Here is a 23441-nt window from a genome sequence, read left to right on the forward strand (position 1 = left end):
AAATTGCTATGGTTATTTGTTTGGATTTAAAAAACGTTTTTTAAATTTTTTAATCGCATCACCGAAAATTGTTTTAAATATACCCGGTTCTTCGAGGTGTTTTTTGCGGTCTTCCTCGGCAAAAAGTGTATTGCCGTATAGCGATGTATATTTCTGACGTTCTTTTTCTTTTATTTCTTTTACTTGGCGTTCAACCTCTTGGGCTATAATCGCTTCCACCTCGGAATTTATTATTGTATGGCTATTGCCTTGTTGGCTTGGATTGTAGCCGGCTTGGTCGGCAGTATTTTGGTTATTGCGCTGCGTTGACGACAAGCTGCTTTTTTGAGCGGCAAATTGGTTTACTACGGTTAATATATCGTTTAGTTTTTGTAGTTGTTGGCTGCTGCTGCTTGATAGGGTATCGTTTAGGTGTTCAAGTATTGTTTCGAGGCGGTCAACGTAGCTGCCAAATCGGGTTATGGCGGTTCCGCCCGAATTTAAATAGTTTCTCGATACTTCGAGTTGGTCTTTAACGCCTTGGGTAAAAGCTTGTTGTTGGTTGTTGGCCGATGTTATTATTTGCTGTAACCAGTCGCCTACGTGTAGGTTTGACTCTTGCAAGCGTTGTTGAACGGTTTCTAAGGAGGTGTTTTGTTGCGCTAAGGCCTGTAATAACTGGGTTTGATTGGTTGCGGTAGCATCGGCTTGGGTTTTGTATCCGGATAATAGCTGTTGCACGGCTTGTACGTTTTGCAAAAGTGCTTCGTGTGCAGTTAAATATCCGGACATACTGGTTTTAAAATCTTGCATAAATTGCGTTAAGCCTTCAAAATCATGTCCTAATTGCAAGGAAGTGTTTTCTAAACGTATCGCTACGCCATTTAACAGTTGTGTATTTTGCAAAGTGGCTTGCGTAAGTCGGTCAAGCCGCTCGGTATCGCGCAGGGGTTGAAAAAGTGGGTAAAAAAGGGTTAAAAAAGCGGTATCGAATTGGGTTAAAAATTGTTGCCTTCGGTAATTGTAAATTAGCAATAAAACACTAAGCAGCAAGGCGCCAAATAGTCCCCAAAAACTGGTAATAAATGCCGTTTGCATAGGGTTTACTACTGTTCGCAGTTGTTCGGTGGCGGCAGTGTACGAGTTTAGCAAGTCGGGCAAGCTATTAGTATTTACTGTATTAAGCACAACGCTCATATTGCCTGCTAAAGTGGTGAGGCCGTAAAATGTGCCAAAAAGCCCCAACATTATCATGGTGCTGCGGGCAAAGCGCAAGTACTGATTGGTAAACAGGGTTTGGTCGTGGGCGTGTATGGAATCTAAAAGGGCGTTGGGGTCGGTGTCGCGTTGGCTGTTGGCAATATTTAACAGGGCATTCAGTGTTTTAAGCAATAAGGGGTGCTGGCAGTTGTTTAAAATGGCGGTATGAATATTGGCAGCAGTTATTGCCGGAGGCAATGCCGGTAATTGCCGTACGTTTGCTTGCGCTTGGTCAAGGTCTATTAAGCCCATGCCATAACGTATAAACCCGCGTATCAATAAAATTAATGCTAATAAAAATACAAAGGTTATGCTGTAAATAATAAACTGTCCGGCGGGCGAGCTTACAAAATAAATAGTGTTAAGCAGCATATTATTATTAGTAAAATGGGCAAACTTGGCGTTGTACTGCATCAAATACAAGGGTAAAGGTAATTGTTTTTTTGCAATACCAATCAATAGAACTTACCTCAACAAGGCTGTAGTAGTTTAAATTTATCCGGTTACGACAAAATCATAAATTGGTTTATAATTTTTTATTTTTGGCCATAGTGTCAAAAAACTAAAAATAATGGATTTGTTCTCAAAAAATTACAGTAAGTTTGTGCGGCAGTAACTGAATTTATATTCTATCTATCTATATTTTAAATTTATTCAATAAACACAATATTTATTTATGAATTTCAACATTTACGCTCTTATTACAGCCAGTTTAGTGCCTATGGTGCTTGGTTTTATTTATTACCATCCTAAAATGATGGGCACGGTTTGGCAAAAAGCCACCGGACTAAGCGACGAAGACTTAAAAAAAGGCAATATGTTGGCCATTTTTGGTATATCGTTGCTAATGAGTTTTTTATTGGCAGTACAAATGTATCCACTAACTGTACATCAAATGCACTTTTACAGCGCACTAATGAACCACGAAAACGAGATGAAAACCACCGGAACAGCTGTTTACAATTTGACCGAACAGTTTAAACCTTATTTAAACGAGTTTAGAACATTTAAACACGGCGCACTTCATGGCTTTCTTGCCGGGGTATTTTTTGTTTTACCCATAATGGCTACCAACGGTATGTTCGAGCGAAAATCGTGGCGGTATATTTTGGTGAATTGGCTGTACTGGACAATTTGTATTACCATAATGGGCGCTATTATTTGTGGCTGGCAATAGGCTTCTCCCCTAAAATTTGCAACCCAATATTAACTTATTAGGCAATTTAAAGTTGATGCCTGTTAGTGTATAATTAATTATCCGGATGATAAAGCCCGTTGTTTAGTTTTTTCATGGGCTTTGTTTCCGGATAATATTTTTTTAAGCTCTCTCAAAGTTGCATTAAAAATACACACAATACAAACAGAAAGCAATTAGTAATTATCTTATCTGATTTTAATCTTCATCTACATCGCTATAGATTAAATATTGTTGCCGTTTCATTTTAAAAAGGTCTAAGTCGGGTTGCCAACTTGCCCTTATTTCTGTTTCGCTTATCCCTTTAATAATTTGCTGCCGCAAGCGGGTGTTGCCCCATAGCTTGTCAATAAAATTATTGGTCAAAAAAAACTTTTCTTTTTGTGGATGGGCGTGATAAAACTGTATTAGCCATTGTAAATTAATACGCTTGGCACTTTGTAAGATTTCTAAATCTATATTCGACAGGTCAAGACCATTACAGGTACTATTCTGGTAAAGCGGGTTTTGCGCGCCGGGCTTGCTGGTGGGGGTAAATTGGTAGCTAAAATCAGACAAATTTGGTGCGCCAATTACCTGAAATTGTTTATCTGTTCCACGTCCAACACTTATAATTGTACCTTCAAACAAGCATAACGAGGGGTATAAATATATAGACCTGATATTGGGTAAGTTTGGCGAAGGCTTTATAGGAGGTTCGTAAAAAAAACTGTGGTCGTATCCCTCGCAAGGTACAATGGCTAATTTGCATTTTAAGTTATTGCCCAACCAACCCTCTTCGTTAATCATCAAGGCAAACTCGCCAATTGTCATACCATGCACAATGGGTATAGGGTGCATACCAACAAACGAACGCAATTCGGGTTGTAACACTGGGCCATCAACGTAAAAACCGTTAGGATTGGGTCTGTCTAAGATACAACAAATTTTATCGTTTTCGGCACATGCTTGCATAACATAATGCATCGTTGAAATATAGGTGTAAAACCGCGCTCCAACGTCCTGAATATCAAACAGCACTAAATCAATATCGGCTAACTGTTCGGGGCTTGGCTTTTTATTGTCGCCGTACAACGATACTATGGGCAACAGTGTTTTAATATCTACGCCCGAACTTATATGCGCGCCGGCATCTGCTTCGCCCCTGAAACCGTGTTCGGGTGCAAAAATTTTTACCACTTTTATTTTATGCCGCAGCAATAAATCTACAAGGTGCTCTTTGCCGGCCATTGAGGTTTGGTTTACAACTACTGCTATGCGCATATCTTGCAGCAACGGAATATAATGGGCAGTGCGTTCGGCACCAACTTTAAGTGAAGCACCATCTTTGTTGGCTTTTAAGCGTTGTTCAAGCGGTAAAGGGTTTTCAATAATTGACGGCACGGGTTTTGCCATGTCTTGTCGTACCGCTGTTTTACTTTCTCTTGGCTTATCAGGGGCATTTTTTTGCCCGCATATATTTAGGCCAAGCACAAACATTAGTACAATAGTGGTCGTTTTTAAAAAGACTGGCATGGTTTTAACTAACTGATGATAGGAAAAGAGAGGTAAGAAATATACTGCAAAGCTATTGATTTAACCTAAATAACTACGGGTTAATAGCATAGTATAAGACGAGAAACAAGGTAGTTGGTTTTCAAAATACATCTGTTTTTCCTTAAAAAGACCAAATAAAATTTTATTCTTGCAACTTAACTAAACTAAAATTACTAAGGCAATTCAAGTAGCAAGAGGTGTAGCGATTAAAAATTGAGTGAGGTGTTTAAAACGGCAATTTCCGGAATAATTTCCGGATAAAAAAACTACCCCCACTATTTGTACCTTGGTAGTAAATATGCTGTATGGCAATCTAAATTTTAATCTAAATCCGGATGTAAAATACCGCCTTTGTTTTGAGTTTTACAAATTATCAGTGCCGGTGCTTGTAACCGATGCAGTTGTTGAGTTATTATTGTTGTTGTTATTAGCGGTTGGTTTTGCCTCGAGGCCGTGTAATAAAATTTTGCGCTGAAACAAAATAATAGCAAACACGCCTGTTGAAATGGCGGTGTCGGCAATATTAAAAACAGGCTGAAAAAACTCAATACTGCTAAACGTTCCACCCCATACAGGTATCCAAGTTGGCAAAGTGCCCTGCCAGTTTATTAGCGGAAAATATAACATATCTACTACACGTCCGTGCAGCAGCGTGCCATAACCACCTTGTGGTGGCAAAAAACTGGCAATTTGATGGTAGCTATGGTTAAAAATTACGCCATAAAAAATACTGTCGATAATATTACCCAGCGCACCGGCTAAAATTAAGGCCATACAAATTACTAATCCGCGTGTGGTTTCGGGTTTGCGGCAAAGTTGCACTATAAAATAACCCAAACCAGCTACAGCAATCATTCTAAACAAGGTAAGTGCTAATTTGCCATATTCGCCTCCAAAGCTAAGGCCAAAGGCCATACCTTCGTTTTCAACAAAATGAATTCTAAACCAATCAAAAACTACTATTTCGTCTCCAATAGACATGGTAGTTTTAATGTAAAACTTCGATATTTGGTCAATCAATAATACACCAATAATAATAATTAGTGCTAAGGTTGCTTTACTAAATCGCACTGGGTGGGGTTAGGTTTTATCAAAAATAAATTTGCCTATGGCAACAAGCCACAAAATACAACAAATAGTACATTATTGGCTATATCAGGCATCGCTTTTGTTTTTGGTGGTATTTGTTTGACGAGCTAAATGTAGTATTGCTAATAGCAACGAAACGAGCATAATTTTTATCATAACGCTACAAGTGGTTTAATTGTTTAACCAAAGACAACTTTATAAAACTTAAAGTAAAGATGGTTCAATAGTCGCTATTATTTGTATTAGTTAGATAGAATATGATGTTCAAAAACCAAGCCAACCGGAAGCTAAAATAAATTTATTTGTACTTTACGTTCAAATATTAAGGGCTAATAACTTCTAAACAATATATTTTAGTATCTAAATAGTGTCAAAAATGTTTAAATCTATAAAATAAACTTTGTTTTTGTGTGCTTAAGACAAATACCACCTTGTTTTGGTTGTGTTTTAAGGTTAAAAATCCCCTATTTTGATAAAATTTAACAACCGAAAGCAAAAAAGAAAAAAATGAGCATAAAAATTAATACCATTTCCGGTAATAAAATTTATGCTCTTGAAAAATATAATTCACTAAGTGAACCAAAGTTTGGATTAGCTGTCAATCAAAATCCAAGGTATGATAAGCAAAATTAGCTCAATTAATCAACTAATTAATTAATAAACAATGAACTTTTGGTTTACAGCTTGTCCTTGTTCGTTAGCAGCGCGGCACCAGTAAACACCTTTCCCTAAATTATGGGTTGGCAATGTAATTTGTTGCTGGGTATTGCCACCTAACAGCGAAATACTTGTTTCCCAAATTTGCCGGCCATTTACATCAAATACTTGCAAGTTGGCTCTACCAGCTTGTTTGGCGCTAAGGTTAAGGGTTGTTTGTGCTGTGGCTGCCGAGTTTAAAACCTGTAAATTTAAATTAGTATTTGCGCTATCCGAGGTAAAATTTTGCTCGTTTATGCCCACTTCGGCACAATCCGAATTTTCAGTCATTTCAATGCCATCGGTCGAAAGGGTATAAAAAATAGCGGTAATCATCATTTCATCGTTCGATGTTGGCCCCCAAAACACAGGCTTATTGCTGTTATTAAGGTATTTTGCCCGGTGAATAATACCATTTTTTATATTTAACGGTAAAAATGGAGCAAAACTTCTGGTTGGCGGATGCTGGTAATCATAACCAATCTCCTCACAAGTTGGTACGCCATTATATTTAGTGGCATCAAAAATATGTTCATTTTTAGTGCCGTCAGCATTTCGTAACCATACATCAAAGTCGGTAGCTAATTTATGTGTGTGCGAACTCATCCGCCAAATATGTATAGTTGCATTTTGATTGAGGTTAAAAAAGGTTTCAATTTCTTCTTCTTGGCCGGTATTAGGTAGGTACAAGGTAATATTCGGTATTAGGGCACTAAACATCTCTTGTTTGGCGGTGCCTTTGGGCTGGGTATAAACATTAATATACATATCGTTGGCCACAATTGCCGTTTGCGAGTAATTAATTACATGGGCATTAAGGTCTAATTGGCTATTTTTAGCCCACTTATAAGCAGTTCCTTCCGGAAGCAATAAATTGTTCGAAAACTGCCATCCGGCAACATATTCAGACTGCGTGTCCATGTCGTTATTTCGCAAGCCGTAAGGTACATCTTTTGCATCTTCGGTAAATCGGTACATTATAAAATGGTGGCTGCTTCCAATGGCTGCTTCTATCCGGTTAATTTCAATATCAGTTGGCAGTTTGGTATCGTACTTAAGGCGGTATTCGGCGTTAGGTTGGTCGGCATCTTCCCAAGGCGGTAAAAAGAAAGGACCGTAGTGTATTTGAAAACCTTCTCCGGGTGCAGGTGGTTCCGGAATTTCGCTGGCATCGATACCCCAAATACCATTTCCCGAGTAAAAAGATTCAATCATGCTGTGGTCAATTACATAACCCGTTGCAGGGGCATCAAATAAAATCCACTGCCGGATAAGTTCTTTATCTGTGTCTTTTAATTTAATATTGGCATGTATATTGTCCACATCTTCGCTTGGCTCAACTACCACATCGGCAGCCAAACCATTGTTTACCAACCTGAATAATAAACTTCGGTAGGGGTCGCCGCTATAAACCAATAAATTATTTTTGGCTTTTGCCGTTGTATTTTTTACAGGCTTCATGTATAAATTGGCGCGCACATTGGCCATAGCATTGCTGCCTTCGCCAACCAAGTCTAAATTTGCCTGCATATTGCCAGGCGCATGGCAACTGCCACATTGCGCAACAAATACATTTTTATAAATAGCCTCGAAAGTGCTGTTTGCCTTTGCAGTGTTTAATAGCAGGGTACTGCTTGCAGTTATTAAGATTAGGCCAATAAAAAAACGGCCCAAAAAATAGCGATAAAGTAAGGAAAAATACATGTTAAATGATAATATCTTGTTTTTAGTTTGTTTGTTGTAAATACAAAGTTACAAGGTATTGACAATTTTGCTCCTATTTTTATTCCGGATATCTGATATTTAGGGTTAAAAGAATAATATTTTTAGAAACGCTCGCTCTAAATTAAATAAGTAACCGGAAGCTAAATAGACTGTCAAAACAAAAAAGTCATAAAAAATCCGGATAAAAGCCGTACTTTTCACCATTCAAATTATTAATTTAATATTTTAAAAATGCGTTTTAGTGGTAAGGCACGTATCGTTGCCGCTTTAATAATGGCAGCAGTAGCCATCCTATCATATTACAGCAAAAGCTCAGTAAATCCCATTACCGGCGAGGTGCAACGTGTAAGCATTACACCCGAACAAGAAATGGCAATGGGCTTACAAAGTGCGCCCGAAATGGCCCAGCAGTTTGGCGGCTTATACCCCGACCAGGCTGCCCAAAACTACGTAAAACAAGTGGGACAAAAATTAGTGCAAAGTACCGATGCTGCCCGCTCGCCATACAAATTCGATTTTCATTTATTGGCCGACGACCAAACAGTTAACGCCTTTGCTTTACCCGGAGGACAAATATTTATTACCGTAGCCTTACTAAGCCGCCTTACCAGCGAAGATGAATTGGCCGGCGTTTTAGGCCACGAAATTGGCCACGTTATTGGCCGCCACTCAGCCGAACACATGGCACAAAGCGAGTTAATGCAAGGCTTAGTACAAGCCACACAAGTAGCCACCTACGACCCTAACAACCCAATGGGTTCGGCACAAATTGCCCAATATGTAGGCCAAATGATTAATATGAAATATGGCCGCGAAGATGAATTAGAATCGGATAAATTTGGCGTAAAATACATGTACCAAGCAAGCTATAACCCCGAAGCACTAATTAAGGTAATGGAAATATTAAAACAAGCATCGGGCGGCGGCCAGCGCGACGAGTTTATGAGCTCGCACCCAAGTCCCGACAACCGCATGGAGCAAATACGCCACCATATTGAAGCAATAAAAAACGGCACGTTTAAGTAATCCGCTCTAAAATAACAGCATAGCCTTGCCCTACGCCTATACACATGGTGCAAAGGGCAAATTTTCCTTGCCCTTGTTGCAACGACAAGGCCGCAGTTAATACTAACCTTGCCCCCGACATGCCCAGCGGATGCCCTAATGCTATGGCGCCACCATTTGGATTTAGGCGCGGGTCGTTATCGGCAATACCCCATTGCCTTGTGCAGGCCAGGGCTTGTACAGCAAAAGCCTCGTTCAGTTCAATAATATCCATATCGGCCAAACTTAGGCCAGCCTTTGCTAAAGCTATTTGCGAGGCATACACCGGTCCAATGCCCATAATGCGCGGCTCAACGCCGGCAACGCCCATGGCCCTAACCTTTGCCAATGGTTTAAGGCCATATTTTGCTACGCCCTCATCAGAGGCTAACAACAAAGCCGCCGCCCCATCGTTTAACCCCGAAGCATTGCCAGCCGTTACGCTGCCCTGTGGATTAAAGGCCGGGCGCAATTTCGCCAAACCTTCAAGGGTTGTTTCGGGTTTTACAAATTCGTCTGTGCTAAAAAGTATAGGTTCGCCTTTGCGCTGTGGTATGGGTATAGGTGTAATTTCGAGGGCTAACCGGCCATTTTTTTGCGCTATGTTTGCTTTTTGTTGGCTCCAAAGGGCAAAACTGTCTTGGTCGGTGCGGCTAATTTGGGTTTGAGCTTGCAGGTTTTCGGCAGTTTGCCCCATGCTATCTACACCGTAAAGGCTTTTCATGGCGGGGTTAATGAAACGCCAACCAAAACTGCTGTCGTGCATTTCGGAGTCGCGGCCAAAAGGGGTACTTGTTTTTGATATTACCCAAGGGCCGCGGGTCATTTGCTCCACTCCTCCGGCAATAAAAAAATCGCCATCTTGGGCTATAATTCCCCGTGCTGCCTGTACTACGGCTGCCATGCCCGATGCGCAAAGCCTGTTTACGGTTTCGCCCGGAACGGTGTAGGGTAATTTTGCCAATAATAAAGCCATGCGCGCTACGTTGCGGTTGTCTTCGCCGGCTTGGTTGGCACAGCCCATAATTACGTCTGCAATACTCGATGGGGGCAACCAAGTATTGCGTGTCATTAAATGGTGTAAAACGTGTGCTGCCAAGTCGTCGGCGCGTATTGGGGCTAAACTTCCGGCGAAACTGCCTATTGGGGTTCTTATTCCGTCAATTATGTAAGCATTGGGCATAACAAAACAAGGTTTGTATTATGTGTTTATTTTATTTGGTGGCAAATATACAAACACTTCGCGCCAAAATAATGTTCGGCTTGTTTTATTTACTGCTGGATGTAATTTTTTGACTAAGGCAGGAATTGTAAAATTTTGGCAGGCTCAATTCAGCGGTTACATGATTAACGGATCGGCAGGATTCCGACATAATCCCCTCCTCGGAGGGGTGCAGGGGTGGGTTAATCTTCCAAAGAGAGGGAGCAAATGCAAAGCGAACTTGGCTTAGTATTTACCCCAGCCCTTGCTTAAAGCGGGGCTGGGGTCGGTGCGGGGGGTAGTGTTAAAAATCATAGCAGGCAAACGGCGGTTATATAGTTTAATTTAGTGGCAATTTACGGCATTTTATTTAACTTGTATATGTTTAGGATAAAAAAAACGCCTGAATGCAGATTTAACGTATTTGTATAGTATTTTAAGGAGTAAGCCGCGTAATATCTGAACGACTGACTTAACGAATTTAATAATTAACATAATTAACCCAAGTACTTATTTTAAATCCGGAAGGCTGGTAACCTCAAAAATCACAATAGACGTGATATTTACTAACAATTTTCGAGTTTTGTTTGGCTATTTATATTATTGCCATTAAATTTGTGGTATCGTAATCTTAAGCAATTCATGTCGAGCACAAAAAAGCAAACAACCACAACTACTAATACCCGAAAAAAATCTACAAACAGCAATAGTATTGTTGGTTTATTCAAATGGTTATTTTCGCTGCCTAAACATGCCAACGCGCCGTACGCAGTAGGTTTGGTAGGTGGCATTTTAGCTATTTTTATGATTATTGCCTTTATCTCGTATTTATTTACGGGCGAAGCCGACCAAAGTGAGGTTTTAGGGGGAGGCCCAGGCCTATTAACCCAAACTAATTTGCACACCAATAACTGGATTGGCCGCTTAGGTACTTACCTTGCCCACTTGTTTATTTATAAGGGTTTTGGTTTAACCGCATTTATTATACCATTTATTTTATTAATTACCGCTGCCAAGTTAATTTTTAAGCGGGCTGTCATTAATTTGCGCGAGGTTTACTTAAAAGGAATTGTTGCCTTGCTGGTAATTTCGGCGGTATTGGGCATGTTTTTTTATGGCTCGGCGTTTCCGTGGGGTGGCGCCGTGGGCAAACAATTAGCCGACCAGCTTAGCGCCTTGGTGGGTAATATTGGGGCAATTATTTTACTGCTGATAGCCTTGTTTTTTACCCTAACCTGGATTTTTAACTGGCAGATAAATTATAGTGAATTAGCGAACAAAAATCCGGAGGAGCTGCTAAAAGGCTTAAAACCCCGGATGCCCAATTTTAACGCTAAAACTAATACCACAGCCGCAAACAATCCATCCGGAAATAATAAAAAAAATAGTAACGGCACAACAACCTCAGTCATCGAACCCACCATTAACGAAACAGATAAAGGCAAAATCCGCGATTCGTTAATTATTGAGCCGAATGCACCTAAAAATGCGTTAGAAACCCCTCAAACAACACAACCAAAATCCGGAAGCCCCTTTGTTACAGCACTTTCAACAGAAAACAGCAAAAATAACGCCGGCAATGATGATATTTTGCTCGAAATTGTTCAAAATCCAAGGGAAAATTACCTGCCCGATGACCAAGTTGACCACGACAACGACGACAACCCCAATCCTAATAACAGTAATACCGCAGTAGGCCGTCAAACAGAACTTTTTAACCGAACCATTCCCCTTGAAGACGAGTACGACCCCACCCTTGAACTAAGCGACTACCGCAAACCGCCCCTAAACCTGCTTGAAAAGTATGGCCGCGACTTGTACGAAGAACATACCGTAAAAATTAACCGCGAAGAATTGGAGAACAATAAAAAACAGATTATAGAAACACTAAGAAATTATAATATCGAAATAGCTTCTATATCGGCAACACCCGGCCCTACCATTACCCTTTACGAAATTGTACCCGCCCCGGGGGTGCGCATATCGCGCATTAAAAATTTAGAAGACGATATTGCCCTTAGTTTGGCAGCGCTTGGTATTCGTATTATTGCCCCCATTCCGGGAAAAGGAACCGTAGGTATTGAAGTGCCAAATCAAAACAAAGAAATTGTATCGTTATACAGCATCATTTCGTCGCAACGGTTTCTAAACAGCAAAATGGCTTTACCTGTTGGCTTAGGCAAAACCATTTCGGACGAGGCATTTGTGGGCGACCTAACCAAAATGCCACACTTACTAATGGCCGGCGCTACTGGGCAGGGTAAATCGGTATGTTTAAACAGCGTATTGGTTTCGTTGTTGTATATGAAACACCCCGCCGAACTAAAATTTGTAATGATTGACCCTAAAAAAGTGGAACTTTCGCTGTATAATATGATTGAAAACCACTTTTTAGCCAAATTACCCAACGACGAAGAGGCAATAGTAACCGATATTAAAAAGGTAATTAACACCCTAAATGCGCTTTGCCTTGAAATGGATACGCGCTACGACTTACTAAAAAAAGCACATGTCCGAAACATTAAAGAGTATAATATTAAATTTAAACAACGAAGTTTAAATCCCGAAAAGGGGCACCGGTATTTGCCCTATATTGTTTTGGTTATTGATGAGTTTGCCGACTTAATAATGACCGCCGGAAAAGAGGTTGAAATGCCTTTAGCGCGCTTGGCGCAATTAGCTCGCGCCATAGGTATTCATTTGGTAATTGCTACCCAACGCCCAACTGTAAATATTATTACCGGAACTATAAAAGCTAATTTTCCGGTGCGCATTGCCTTTAGGGTAACATCAAAAATAGATAGCCGAACCATTTTAGACGGCGGGGGTGCCGAGCAATTAGTAGGTAGCGGCGACATGCTTCTGTCGCAAGGAGGTAATATTGTTCGCCTACAAGGGGCCTTTGTTGACACCCATGAAGTTGAAAAAATTGCCGAATTTATTGCCGCCCAACGGGGCTTTGCTGCCCCATTTTTACTGCCCGAACTGCGCGAAGATGGTGATTTTATGAGCGAGAACGACTATTTTGATGATGGTAGCTTAGACGACTTGTTTGAAGAGGCCGCCCGTATTATTGTCCAGCATCAGCAAGGCTCTACGTCGTTGCTACAACGCCGCCTTAAATTAGGTTATAACAGAGCAGGCCGCCTAATGGACCAATTAGAAACGGCAGGTATTGTTGGGCAAAATCAAGGCAATAAACCGCGCGAGGTTTTAATACCCGACGAATACGAGTTAGATAAATATTTGCGCCAACTGAAACTAAAAAGCTAAACCTAAGACAGTTTTTTGCGTCAATAAATATATCCGGATGTTTGAGCTAAACCCCTGCCCTTTTTTATCCGGATAATTATCTTCTCTTGCCCCCTCTAAACCTTGTGTTTAATAAATAGTCAATCATCTAATTAATTGACAAATCCGTCAATCAAACAATCGAAAATATTATATAAAAGCAAATTATGAAAGGCATCAATTTTTCTTTAAATTTTTACCGCCCTGTTTTATGGATGGCTTTGTTTTATATTTTAGGCATGGCTATTACCACAAACACTACTATTGCCAATGCGCAAGGAAGTGCCGATGCCAAACGCTTACTCGATAAAATGAGCGAAAAATATCGGGCTTATAAGTCGTTAAAAGCCAGTTATACCCTAACTATTGTAAACAAAGACCAAGGTGTAAACACCAGAGAAACCGGCAGTTTAATAATGAAAGGCGAAAAATACAATTTAGAAAGTCCGGATTTTAACCGTATTTGCGATGGCAAAATTGTTTGGACGCATTTTAAAGACCAAGCCGAAGTGCAAATTAACCGCTACAATGCCAATAGTGGCGATTTATCGCCGGCACAACTTTTTACTGCTTACAAAAAAGGTTACAAATACGCAATAAACGGCACCGAAAAAGGCAAAGATGGTAAAACCTATACTACCATTGACTTAACACCCGATAATAAAGATTTGCCTTTTTTTAAGGTACGGTTGTTTGTAAACAGCACGACGAACGTATTACAGAAGGCAATAATTTTTAATAAAAATGGCACCCATATTACCTACGAGCTTAAAAATATTCAAACTAATACGGCTGTAGGCGAAACTACATTTATGTTCGATACTAACGCCTATCCGGATGTAGAAGTAATAGACCTTCGGTAGCAGTAAAACAAACTATAAATCACCACAAAATAGCCCTCTATCTTACCTTCAATAAAAGATAGAGGGCTATTGATTTTAAAAGGATACCAAATCAAATTGGTTTGAAATTAGTTACTTACAGTTTAACAAGTTTTGTTAATTGCTGTATTTTTTCGTGTTCAATGGCAATATAATACACTCCTTGTGGAAAAGGCCCTAACGAAAAATTAGTGTGCATGTCAGCACCAAAACGGGTTAGCTCGCCTTTGCGAATTGTTTGCCCTTTAGAATTTAGTATTTTGTAGCCAACAAAATTATCGTTTGCATTAGGCCAGTCTGGTATTTTTATAGTTGCCAGAGCTTGGGTTGGGTTGGGGCTAATTATTACGTTGGCAAAAGCGTTGTCGGTAGGGTTGGTAACGCCTACTGCATTTGTTTCAACAATTGCGGTAATACTTTCTTTACAGGTTTTTGCATCGCGCACCCAAATGGTGTATTGCCCCGCTTTTAAACCCTGAAACAAGGGCGATGATTGCCAGCCAATATTATCTTTACTGTATTCGTAAGGCGAAGTGCCATTTTTTGCTTCTACTAAAATAGTGCCGTCTTTAGCGTTCACGGCGGTTTCATTCGTAATTTTGGTGATTATATTTAAATTACAAGGAGCTTCAATACAAATAGGCTGATAATAGGAGCTTGTGGTAGCTGGTTCGGGTAGTTCAAAAATAGTGTCGTTAGTTTCAGTTGTAACGGTTATAGCGCCTGTGGCACCTGCGTTCATTCCATTCCAGCCTAAATCGTTATAATTTATTTGATAACAGGCACCATACTTTAAGCATATAGGTATTTTGTATAAAAATTGTGGATTTTGAAGGTTTTGTATGCTTGTAATTTGAGTAAGCCCATCCTCAGAGGTGATATTTAAATAAACCTCACTGGGCTGGTCATCTGTTAATATATTGACGTGGATTTGAGACTGGGACACATCCAACGAAAATTTTAAGTTTTTCGAGTTGTTTGTGCCATCTAAATCGGTTTTGTTATTGGGGTTGTCAACGTTAAAAAAGTATTCATTTAAGCCCGTTTTTAGCCCTTCCACCTCTAACCAAATAGTATCTTTGGCGTTATAGGCCAAGCTACCAGTCCATTCGGTAACAACGGCAGGTTGCCCCTTTAGCTTGCCTACTAATGTTGCCGAGGTTAAATTATCCCATCCGGCATTGCGCAGCACCAAACCAACAGAGCTGTTTGCCGAACATTTTGAGTTGCCCAATCCTAAAATGGCATAGGCTTCCACATCAATTGGGGCAATATGTTTTATTGTTGTTGAAACTTCGTTGTTATTTGGGTTGGTATCGGTATTTAATGTTACCCATGCTTTTATATGATAATAAGCTCCGGGTGTTGAGAAGTCGCCTGTTTTTTTAAAGGTATAGTTTGCCTCTTGATTTGGTTCAATGGTTCCGGAATAAATTTCGGTTATGGCCGGACTATTATTTACACTGTACGAAACTTCAAAATTTGATTGGGCATTAATCCCAGCGTTCCGGAGATTTACGGTAACAGATTCAGTAGTTGTTAGCTGACCTTTTGAGTATGGGTTTACAATGGCCTGCATCGCTAAGTCGTTTGTATCGCGGCGCAAGGTAAAGGCTATAATTTTGGTTGCCCACGTTGTTCCATTTGATCCTTCCGGAAGATATTCGCCGGTAAACCAAAAAGTTTGCTCGTCAACGGGGTCAACGGTCATGTGGCTATAATCGCCCCACCGTTGGCCAAGGTTCACTACTTTGCCCTCGCCCACTGTTACTTCTTTTACGGTCATTTGTCCTAGGGGGTCGCCCGCCATCCGGCCTGTTAAACGCAACGAGGGGTATGTGTTAAATCCTGCCACAGCATAACCAAGGGCTATATTTCCTGTTCCGTCCATGGCAATACTGCCCATAAAACGGCTTTCGTCGTCGGGGGCATAAGTACCTTGTTGGTAGATGTACCACTCGCCGCCCGCCGAGGTTAGTTTTCGCAGTTCGTACCAGCGTTTTCCGGCAATTTCGGTGCCGGTTGCATCTACCACGTGGTTAAGCACAATACTTTGGTACGAGCCAAAATTGCGGTATTGCGCCCGCATATGGATAATCTGGTCTAAGGCTTCAAATGCCGGGCCACCGTCAGGTTGGTCAATGCAGGTAAACCAGCCTTCGCAAACCTGGGCTTCAAAAGGTTCGGTAGGCAAATCAAAGGGGCCTACAACCTCGGCTTTATCAACATCGCTCCAATCAACTATTACATCCCAAATTTCCAATTTATCTACATCGCCGTTCCATGCATCGTCATACATACGCATTACCATACCGGGCATATTTGCTGGCGGTGTGTTTTTTCCGTCCCAGTCAACGGGTATGCCGGGCTGAAAACTTTCAACAGGAGGACCAGGTATAAATTTTGGAATTTTAAACAGCAAGGTTTGTGCCGTTGACACGCCATCAATCATTTCTTGCCGGTTTAGTACATATATAGGCGAGTAGTTATTGAACTCGTTTGTAGTTATATAGTAAAAATTATTCCAGATACTAAGTTTTGGATAATCCGGAAGTGAGCCATCGCCTTGCATTACGTAGGCATACCATTCGCCAAGCGGGTCGGCAGTTTTTGATACGGCTATATTTAGCTTACCCTCCCAGGTCATTTCAAGTAAAACCCAACGGTCGGCTGCCTGGTCGTAACTTACTATTGGGTCGCCAATACCAACTGGCGCGCCTATTTGTTGCCAAATATTATTTAAAGTGGAAGGGCCATATAAAAGGTTCATTTCTTTATCCCAAATTTGAATAACCGAGCCACTTGCCGAGTTTACCATTTGAATATAATGGTTTGGGCCTACGTCTCCGCTGGGGTCGGGTGGATGAATATCAATATATGCTAGGCCTTCAACGTATAGAACGGTGTCAATTTCGTTTTCCCCGTCGCGCCATTGGCCTTTTTGTCTTACGGGATCTTCGCCGATAGGTAGGGGGTTAGGATTGTTGCGGTAATTTCGCAGTTTGTTGTTATGAAACTGCATGAGTTTTTTCTTGTTGAGGGTTTGGTGTTGGGGGGCAATTTCCGGAATTGTAGTTAAAGCCGGAATTGTTCCCAATAGTTTGGTAACTGTTTTAACGGGCTTTACCCTATGTTGTTCAGATTTCGGTGGGCTGTTTGGCGTTGTTTGGCTAAATAATACAACAGAACTTGTCGTTGCAATAAGGCACCAAACGAAACAGTTAAAGAAAAAAAATAAATTTCTCATTTATAGGTGATATTGGTTTTGTATGAACAATTTTAAGCGCAATTTAATAGTTAGTATATTGTAAAGTTTGCTACAAATTTAAGAAGGAAAGCATGTAAATAAATGACCTAATATTTGCCTTTGTTGGGTAACAGACAATTATATTTGTTTAGTTTGTCTGAAAAATTACTACTGCTAAAATAAATCCGGACTTATTAAGTTATTGTTTCATTTTATTTCTTCCAAAAGAACCATTCAATAACATACAGATGTTATAAGTTGGGCAAATATAAGCCGGTTTTTAGGCCAAAAATCAAAGTATATTTATAAAAAATACTGTATATAAAAACATCTATTTTGTAGGTTGCCAAATTGATGCATTAGGTTTTTGGCCGGCAAGATATTCAAGAATTGTAAGTATAAATTCGTTTTCAGTTTGCCCATTCTCTTTTGCCATTTCTGTTAGCACCAACTGGGTTAGCGGAAACATGGAGGTAAGGTCTATTTTCCAAACTTTGTTTGTTTTATAAAAATGTACATCCACGGGTGCTTCTACACCGTCGGCAATAAACCTTGTTTTGGCAAAATCTTTTTCAACTATTATACTTCCAATTTCGGTATTAGCTACGCTTGTTTTACCCACCATACCCCTTTCTATGGCTTCGGCCAGCAAAGTTGTTCCGGTAAAAGTTTTAATTTTTTCGGGTTCAATACGTCCGCGAACAATTAAGACCATAAATTTATCAAAAAACGAGTAGGTTTCGAGTTTTGCCGAGTCGGCAGTTTTTACCCATACCAACAAACTGTCATAATAGGCAATAGTGCGTTTATCAATGCATTGGATGGCCAGTTCAGACTTGTCGTTTAAAATAGCGTCTTTGTAAGTGTTATAAGATTTTTTAATTTTTTTAATTTCTTTTTTTTGGGCAAAGGCCAAATTAGTGGCAATCAAAATTAAAATACCAATTAATAAACCATTCCTCATAAGGGTAGTGTAAGTATATGTTTCTTAAATAATTAAGGTTTGTTTCCTTGCGAAGTGGCTACATTGGTTGTGTTTGGCGGTGCATTATTGGCCGAAGTTGCGCTTTGCCCCCCTGTATTGGGCAAATTGGTTACGTTGGCGGTATTGCGTTGTAGTTCAATAATAGCGCGTTTTTCGCTTTCTGTTTTAAGGTCGGCCAAACCTTGGTCAAATGTTTTGCCCAAGCCTACTTGCATTAAAAAATTAAAAGTTCGGTTAATGGGGTTGTACGAGTAGGGAGTATCCATCGTCCAGGTACATTTAGTTCCGTTGTTGGCGGTCGGCTCAAAGGTAAAGCTAATATCCGATGGAGTTGTTTCTTCCATAAAATACAATTTAGTTTGCACCAGTTTATCGGTTTCCGATTTTGTAAGCTCCATTTTGCCCGTTCCTACGTTTCTATGATTGCTCTTCCAGCTATACCAAGCGCCTACGCCTTCTTTTGTAGGGCCGTAGGTTTTTTGCATTTTGGGGTCAATCTTGTTCCAGGGCATCCAAGCATCCCATGCTTCTAAATTGTTAACTAATTTAAAGACGGTGCTAGGCAGTGCATTCATTTCGGTGTGCCGCGATACATGTGCCGAGCCCGGAAAAAACACCAAACTGACTACTATAAACAGCAAAATTACAACTGATAAAATGGTTAAAATGCGTTTGAGAACTTTCACAATAAAATTAATTTAATAATTTATTATTTATTTATATTTTTTTGGTTTTGGTATAACCTAATTGTTGCAAAATAGTCAGCGCTTTGTCGCGCAAGTCGCCTTGTAATAAAATTTCGCCAGCTTCGGCGCTGCCACCCACCCCCAGTTTTGTTTTTAATTGTTTTGCTAATGTTTCAAGGTCGGTTGTAGTGCCTGTAAATCCTTCAATTAGGGTAACGGTTTTGCCTTTGCGTTTTTTGTTGTCTAAACGCAGTTTTAGGGGTTGTTTGTCGGCGGGGGCGGTGGTTTTTTCTATCAACTCGTCGTCGGTTTGGTAATGATAATCGGGGTTGGTAGAGTAAACAACACCTATGCGGTTGCTAAATTTTTTCGACATAATACAAGATGTGCAATTCTGAACTACAAATATCCGGATACTTAGGCAAATATCCGGAAAAAAATTTAAACTATTTTGTTTTTCTAATATAATATTTCACATCGGTATTAAGTTCTGATTTTAAGTTGTCATAAATCTACGTCCATAATTTGTGCTTAAAGCCTTACCTTTGCAAAGCAATTTTTAATTAAAATTATATAAGGACAGCTCGTTTTACTTACAAATGATGTTTACAAATAATATTACCCAGCTTTTTAATGTTCAATATCCTATTATTCAGGCGGGTATGATTTGGTGTTCGAATTGGCAGTTGGCCGCTGCTGTCAGTAATGCCGGTGGTTTAGGCATTATTGGTGCGGGTTCAATGTATCCGGATATTTTAGAGGAACAATTAACAAAATACAAGCAGGCAAGCAATAAGCCTTTTGCCGTTAATTTGCCTTTATTATATCCTGATATTGAACAACATTTGTCCTTAATTACCAAGCACAATGTGCCCATTGTATTTACCTCGGCCGGAAACCCCAAAACCTATACTGCAAGGTTAAAACAACAAGGTATAACGGTGGTACATGTTGTAGCCAGCGCTGCCTTTGCCCAAAAAGCCGAAGCTGCCGGCGTTGATGCCGTTGTTGCCGAAGGTTTTGAAGCTGGCGGGCATAACGGTCGCGAAGAAACAACAACCCTATGTTTAATACCTGCGGTTGTTAAGGCGGTAAAAATTCCGGTAATCGCTGCCGGAGGCATTGCAAGCGGCCAAGCAATGGCGGCTATGTTTGCCTTGGGCGCACAAGGGGTGCAAATGGGCACACGATTTGTAGCCTCTGAAGAAAGCTCGGCTCATATTCATTTTAAGCAGCGCGTTATTGCCTTACGCGAGGGCGAAACACAACTTTGTTTAAAAAAATTAGTGCCGGTACGCCTAATAAAAAACGAATTTTTTGAACAAGTAGCACAAGCCGAGGCAAGCGGTGCCAATACCGAGGTATTAGCGCAGCTATTAGGGCGTGGACGGGCAAAAAAAGGTATGTTCGAGGGCGATATGCAGCAAGGCGAGTTAGAAATTGGCCAAATTGCTGCTACTATACCAACTATTTTGCCTGCTGCCCAAATTGTAAATCAGGTTTGGAGCGAGTTTTTAACAACCATCGAACAATTACATTTTAGCACAAGCAGCCATTATTAACTAACTAACTAACTAATGAGCAGGTGTATTATTTATATCTTTTGGTGTTGGTGTCTTTTTTATAAGCCAATTATTTAGGTTTACCTGCAAACCAATAGTATTAGCAGTTTGGGCTACGCTATACGGGGTGTAGGCATACTGAACACAAAACTTTTTTGTATAAATGCCTCCACCTAACGAAAAACCAGCCATGCTGCCAATATTATTAATGCGCATCTCGCGGCGTTTAAGGTGGTTGTAACTTGCTTGCAACCTAAGCACTTTGGCAATGGTAAGCTCGGCACTAAAAGCCAAATGGCGGGTAAGTTTATCAAAAAAATAGGCTTTTTCAGTTTGGTTTGTGTCAGTATCAAATATATTTACAGGTTTTAAAGCGGGGTCGTTGTAGCGCAAGTTCCAGCGGTGTAAATGGTGGGCTATGCCCGATATACGCAAAGGCAAATAGGTTAATTTTTTACTTACTCCTAATTGCAAATCAAATGGCAGCGGTTCGTTGCTGTCGTAATAATTTTTTAATTGTGCGCCCATGTTCTTGGCTACTAAGCCTACTACCCAGTTATCTTTACCTTGCCAAACACCGCCTAAGTCAAAGGCAAAGGCATTTGCTTTATACGATTCAATATTGCCGAAGGCAAATTTGGTCATAACACCTATTGAAAATGGCCCCAAGCTATGCCCGCCACCAAAATAAATAGCGTGGTCTCCGGCTTTAAAATTGCCTAATGTGTTGCCAGCATCATCAGTTAGGGGTATATCGCCGTAATTAACCGATTGAAACCCAAGTGCTAAGGTGGTGGTCGAGTCGTAATTATGGGCGGCCATAAAATTGGCGTGTCCAATGTTTGCAGGTAACCAAGCGTATTGAGCCGAAATTTGCCGGTGCATTTGTGGGTTCAACAAGGCCGGATTAAGCCAGCCTAAGGCAATATCGGGGTCGTTGGGCAAAGATGCAGGTTGGTAGGTGCCTAAAGCGGCAGCTCGTGCCGAGTTAGGAAGGTTTAGAAAAGCAAAGCTATATTGCCCGCCAATTTGAGGTTGTGCTTTAACGGGTAAATTTTCACTTAAAAAAAATACGACAAAAAAAACAGCTGCCACAATTATCCGGAAAATATAAATATACGTGCGTGTATCAATATGAAACATAATCAAAAAAATGCAAATCGCTTAGGGGGTGTAAATTGTATTGCTTAATTTAAAGTTTTGTTTGTAGCAGATGAAAGTAAGTGAAAAATGGTTGTAAGGCTGATGATAATATAAGGTTTAGTAACTGGCAAGACGCTAAGTAATAATAAGGTGTAAATTATCCGGATATAAAAAATTTTAATGCAAAACCTGTTCGTAAAATCCACCAATTTTTAACTCCGGATCTATAAAATGAATTTCTAAAATCCAATAACGGGGCTTACCACTTGCGTAGTTTGCACGCATAGGTTTGTGGTTGTGCGGGTGAATGTAATTATCGGGTTTTTCGTTTTCTAAGTTTTCGTGCGGAAAATGGCCTATTAAATGCCCTGCCATAGCTGCGCCAAATTGCCAGCCATCATCGTTAGCGAGCTGGCAAATGTACTGATAAAGTTGTGCGCCTGTAATATTTGAATGGGCTTGATAAAAATTTGAACCTTTTTGCCAAGCAGTGGCAATGTCGCTTTGCAGTTTTAATTTGCGTGGATTATTGCCAATTACATACGTGCGGCCTAAGTCGGCTTCCCACTCTTCAAATACGGGTCCAAAATCAAAAAACAAAATGTCGTCGTCTTGCAAAGTTAAATCGGGTGGATTTTCGCGGTACGGAAGCAGGGTGTTTGCCCCAGCGCGCACAATGCGTTTATGCCAGTATTTTCTTATGCCAAACATCTCAAAGGCTAATTCGTATATTTCGTTGTTAAGAACGCTTTCAGTTTTTCCCGGAGCAACAAGTTGGCGTTTTTCTGCTTCTTCAAATAAAAGCAAAGCTTGTTGCTGCGCCCAAAGTAAACGGTCAATCATTATGTAAATGCTAAAACAAAGTTTTGTAGTGAGAGAAAAAATACATGCTAATAGTATGTGGTAAAACTATTCAGTTTAAGGCTACTAAGCAGGGCACAAAATTAAGCATTGAACCAAACTTTTCAGCTAATTTGATGCTCACATTTTATTGCGCAACCATAATAGTCGGCCAATTTCCGGATATTTTACAATTTGCCCCTTTGTTTTATTGAAAATTATCAATACTAACTTATTGTATTTTTTGTTTTTGTTTTGTTTGATAGCTTCCAATTTGATTAAAAAAACAAAAATTTTTAATTAAAAAACCAGTTTATTTACTTTTTTTTGTTATCTTAAAAAAAAATACAAAAAAAGTTTTGTGAATAGAAGAGATATCGTTACATTTGTTGCCACATATAAAATTATTTTTTTAGAAAGTAAGTTTATAATGTGTTTTGCCCTTTTCTGTAATTTGTGCTAACAATTCTTCCAAATATCAATTCTCTCTTCACCATAAAATTCTACAATCAATTATGAACTTAAACAAAATTTTACTCGCCGGCCTCGTTGGAGGTATTGTATCCTTTTTCTTAGGATGGATTATATATGGAATGCTGTTAAGCGGCGTTATGGAAGCCGAATCTACCAACAATATTGCACGCCCCGAAAACGAAATGATTTTTTGGGCTATGATATTAGCTAACCTATCTTACGGAATGTTGTACGCCTACATATTTGGTCGCTGGGCTGGTATAACAAACTGGATGACCGGCGCGCAAGCAGGTGCAATAATTGGGCTGCTTATGGGTATGTTTTTCGATCTTCTTTTTTATGGCACCTCAAATGTAATGACCTTAAAAGGTGTATTCATAGACATAGTAGTTTGCGCTATTATGGCGGCTTTAACTGGTGCTATAGTTGCCTTTGTTTTGGGTTATGGCAAAAAACAATAATTATTGATAGCATACCTACAAAAGCTTAGCCTAATTGGCTTTATAAATAGTTAGTTTATTTGATTACTACGAACAAAAAAACAAAATTTTTTTGTTCGTAGTGTTGTTTTGTTTGCCATGATGGACGGAAAAGGTGATTATTGGTA

At 40.0% G+C, this 23441-nt stretch carries 17 protein-coding genes; 6 read left to right on the plus strand and 11 right to left on the minus strand.

What is annotated here, in order from left to right:
* Positions 1-12 precede the first annotated feature (12 nt).
* Complete coding sequence (locus IPI59_08145) at positions 13-1656, minus strand: MotA/TolQ/ExbB proton channel family protein (GenBank protein MBK7527505.1); 1644 nt, start codon at positions 1654-1656, stop codon at positions 13-15.
* A gap of 259 nt (positions 1657-1915) precedes the next feature.
* Between IPI59_08145 and IPI59_08150 the strand changes: the two genes are divergently transcribed.
* On the plus strand, positions 1916-2416 hold the full coding sequence (locus IPI59_08150; protein ID MBK7527506.1) for a DUF1761 domain-containing protein: 501 nt from the start codon (positions 1916-1918) through the stop codon (positions 2414-2416).
* A gap of 216 nt (positions 2417-2632) precedes the next feature.
* Here the strand turns inward: IPI59_08150 and IPI59_08155 are convergent, their stop codons facing one another.
* The 3 genes from IPI59_08155 to IPI59_08165 all read right to left on the minus strand — a co-directional run bounded on the left by IPI59_08155 (position 2633) and on the right by IPI59_08165 (position 7429).
* The gene (locus IPI59_08155) at positions 2633-3949 is read right to left on the minus strand and encodes a DUF1343 domain-containing protein (protein ID MBK7527507.1); all 1317 of its coding nucleotides are present in this window, start codon (positions 3947-3949) and stop codon (positions 2633-2635) included.
* Positions 3950-4333: 384 nt separating this feature from the next.
* A complete protein-coding gene (locus IPI59_08160) occupies positions 4334-5041 on the minus strand; it encodes a lipoprotein signal peptidase (GenBank protein MBK7527508.1) in 708 nt (235 codons plus the stop codon).
* Between the two features lie 672 nt (positions 5042-5713).
* Positions 5714-7429: a T9SS type A sorting domain-containing protein gene (locus IPI59_08165; GenBank protein MBK7527509.1), complete on the minus strand. Its 1716-nt coding sequence runs from the start codon at positions 7427-7429 to the stop codon at positions 5714-5716.
* A 282-nt stretch (positions 7430-7711) separates the two neighbouring features.
* Here IPI59_08165 and IPI59_08170 point away from each other — a divergent pair, with 282 nt between their 5' ends.
* Positions 7712-8506, plus strand: a complete 795-nt coding sequence (locus IPI59_08170) for a M48 family metalloprotease (GenBank protein MBK7527510.1) — start codon at positions 7712-7714, stop codon at positions 8504-8506.
* Here the strand turns inward: IPI59_08170 and pcaF are convergent.
* Positions 8499-9707, minus strand: coding sequence for a 3-oxoadipyl-CoA thiolase (gene pcaF / locus IPI59_08175; protein MBK7527511.1), 1209 nt, complete (start codon positions 9705-9707; stop codon positions 8499-8501). The two genes, IPI59_08170 and pcaF, sit on opposite strands and share 8 nt — an antisense overlap.
* 660 nt (positions 9708-10367) lie before the next feature.
* On the opposite strand from pcaF, the gene IPI59_08180 reads away from it, so the two are divergent.
* Together IPI59_08180 and IPI59_08185 are read left to right on the plus strand one after the other, a co-directional pair.
* Positions 10368-12998, plus strand: coding sequence for a DNA translocase FtsK (locus IPI59_08180; protein MBK7527512.1), 2631 nt, complete (start codon positions 10368-10370; stop codon positions 12996-12998).
* A 185-nt stretch (positions 12999-13183) separates the two neighbouring features.
* Positions 13184-13879, plus strand: a complete 696-nt coding sequence (locus IPI59_08185) for an outer membrane lipoprotein carrier protein LolA (protein ID MBK7527513.1) — start codon at positions 13184-13186, stop codon at positions 13877-13879.
* A 115-nt stretch (positions 13880-13994) separates the two neighbouring features.
* Here IPI59_08185 and IPI59_08190 read toward each other — a convergent pair whose 3' ends face one another.
* The 4 genes from IPI59_08190 to IPI59_08205 form a co-directional block, all read right to left on the minus strand.
* Complete coding sequence (locus IPI59_08190) at positions 13995-17144, minus strand: T9SS type A sorting domain-containing protein (protein MBK7527514.1); 3150 nt, start codon at positions 17142-17144, stop codon at positions 13995-13997.
* Between the two features lie 331 nt (positions 17145-17475).
* On the minus strand, positions 17476-18108 hold the full coding sequence (locus IPI59_08195) for a hypothetical protein (protein ID MBK7527515.1): 633 nt from the start codon (positions 18106-18108) through the stop codon (positions 17476-17478).
* 32 nt (positions 18109-18140) lie between these two features.
* A complete protein-coding gene (locus IPI59_08200; protein MBK7527516.1) occupies positions 18141-18815 on the minus strand; it encodes an SRPBCC family protein in 675 nt (224 codons plus the stop codon).
* 31 nt (positions 18816-18846) lie between these two features.
* On the minus strand, positions 18847-19194 hold the full coding sequence (locus tag IPI59_08205) for a translation initiation factor (protein ID MBK7527517.1): 348 nt from the start codon (positions 19192-19194) through the stop codon (positions 18847-18849).
* A gap of 223 nt (positions 19195-19417) precedes the next feature.
* On the opposite strand from IPI59_08205, the gene IPI59_08210 reads away from it, so the two are divergent.
* Positions 19418-20377 carry a nitronate monooxygenase gene (locus tag IPI59_08210; protein MBK7527518.1) on the plus strand — a complete coding sequence of 320 codons (960 nt, stop codon included), beginning with the start codon at positions 19418-19420 and terminating at the stop codon, positions 20375-20377.
* A 12-nt stretch (positions 20378-20389) separates the two neighbouring features.
* Here the strand turns inward: IPI59_08210 and porQ are convergent, their stop codons facing one another.
* Entirely contained in the window at positions 20390-21520 is a 1131-nt protein-coding gene (porQ, locus tag IPI59_08215) for a type IX secretion system protein PorQ (GenBank protein ID MBK7527519.1), read from the minus strand.
* A 177-nt stretch (positions 21521-21697) separates the two neighbouring features.
* On the minus strand, positions 21698-22363 hold the full coding sequence (locus IPI59_08220; protein MBK7527520.1) for an aminopeptidase P family protein: 666 nt from the start codon (positions 22361-22363) through the stop codon (positions 21698-21700).
* 512 nt (positions 22364-22875) lie between these two features.
* On the opposite strand from IPI59_08220, the gene IPI59_08225 reads away from it, so the two are divergent.
* Positions 22876-23295, plus strand: coding sequence for a hypothetical protein (locus IPI59_08225; GenBank protein MBK7527521.1), 420 nt, complete (start codon positions 22876-22878; stop codon positions 23293-23295).
* The last annotated feature ends 146 nt before the right edge of the window (positions 23296-23441 follow it).

It is taken from the genome of Sphingobacteriales bacterium, from assembly GCA_016706405.1.
GTDB lineage: Bacteria > Bacteroidota > Bacteroidia > Chitinophagales > UBA2359 > BJ6.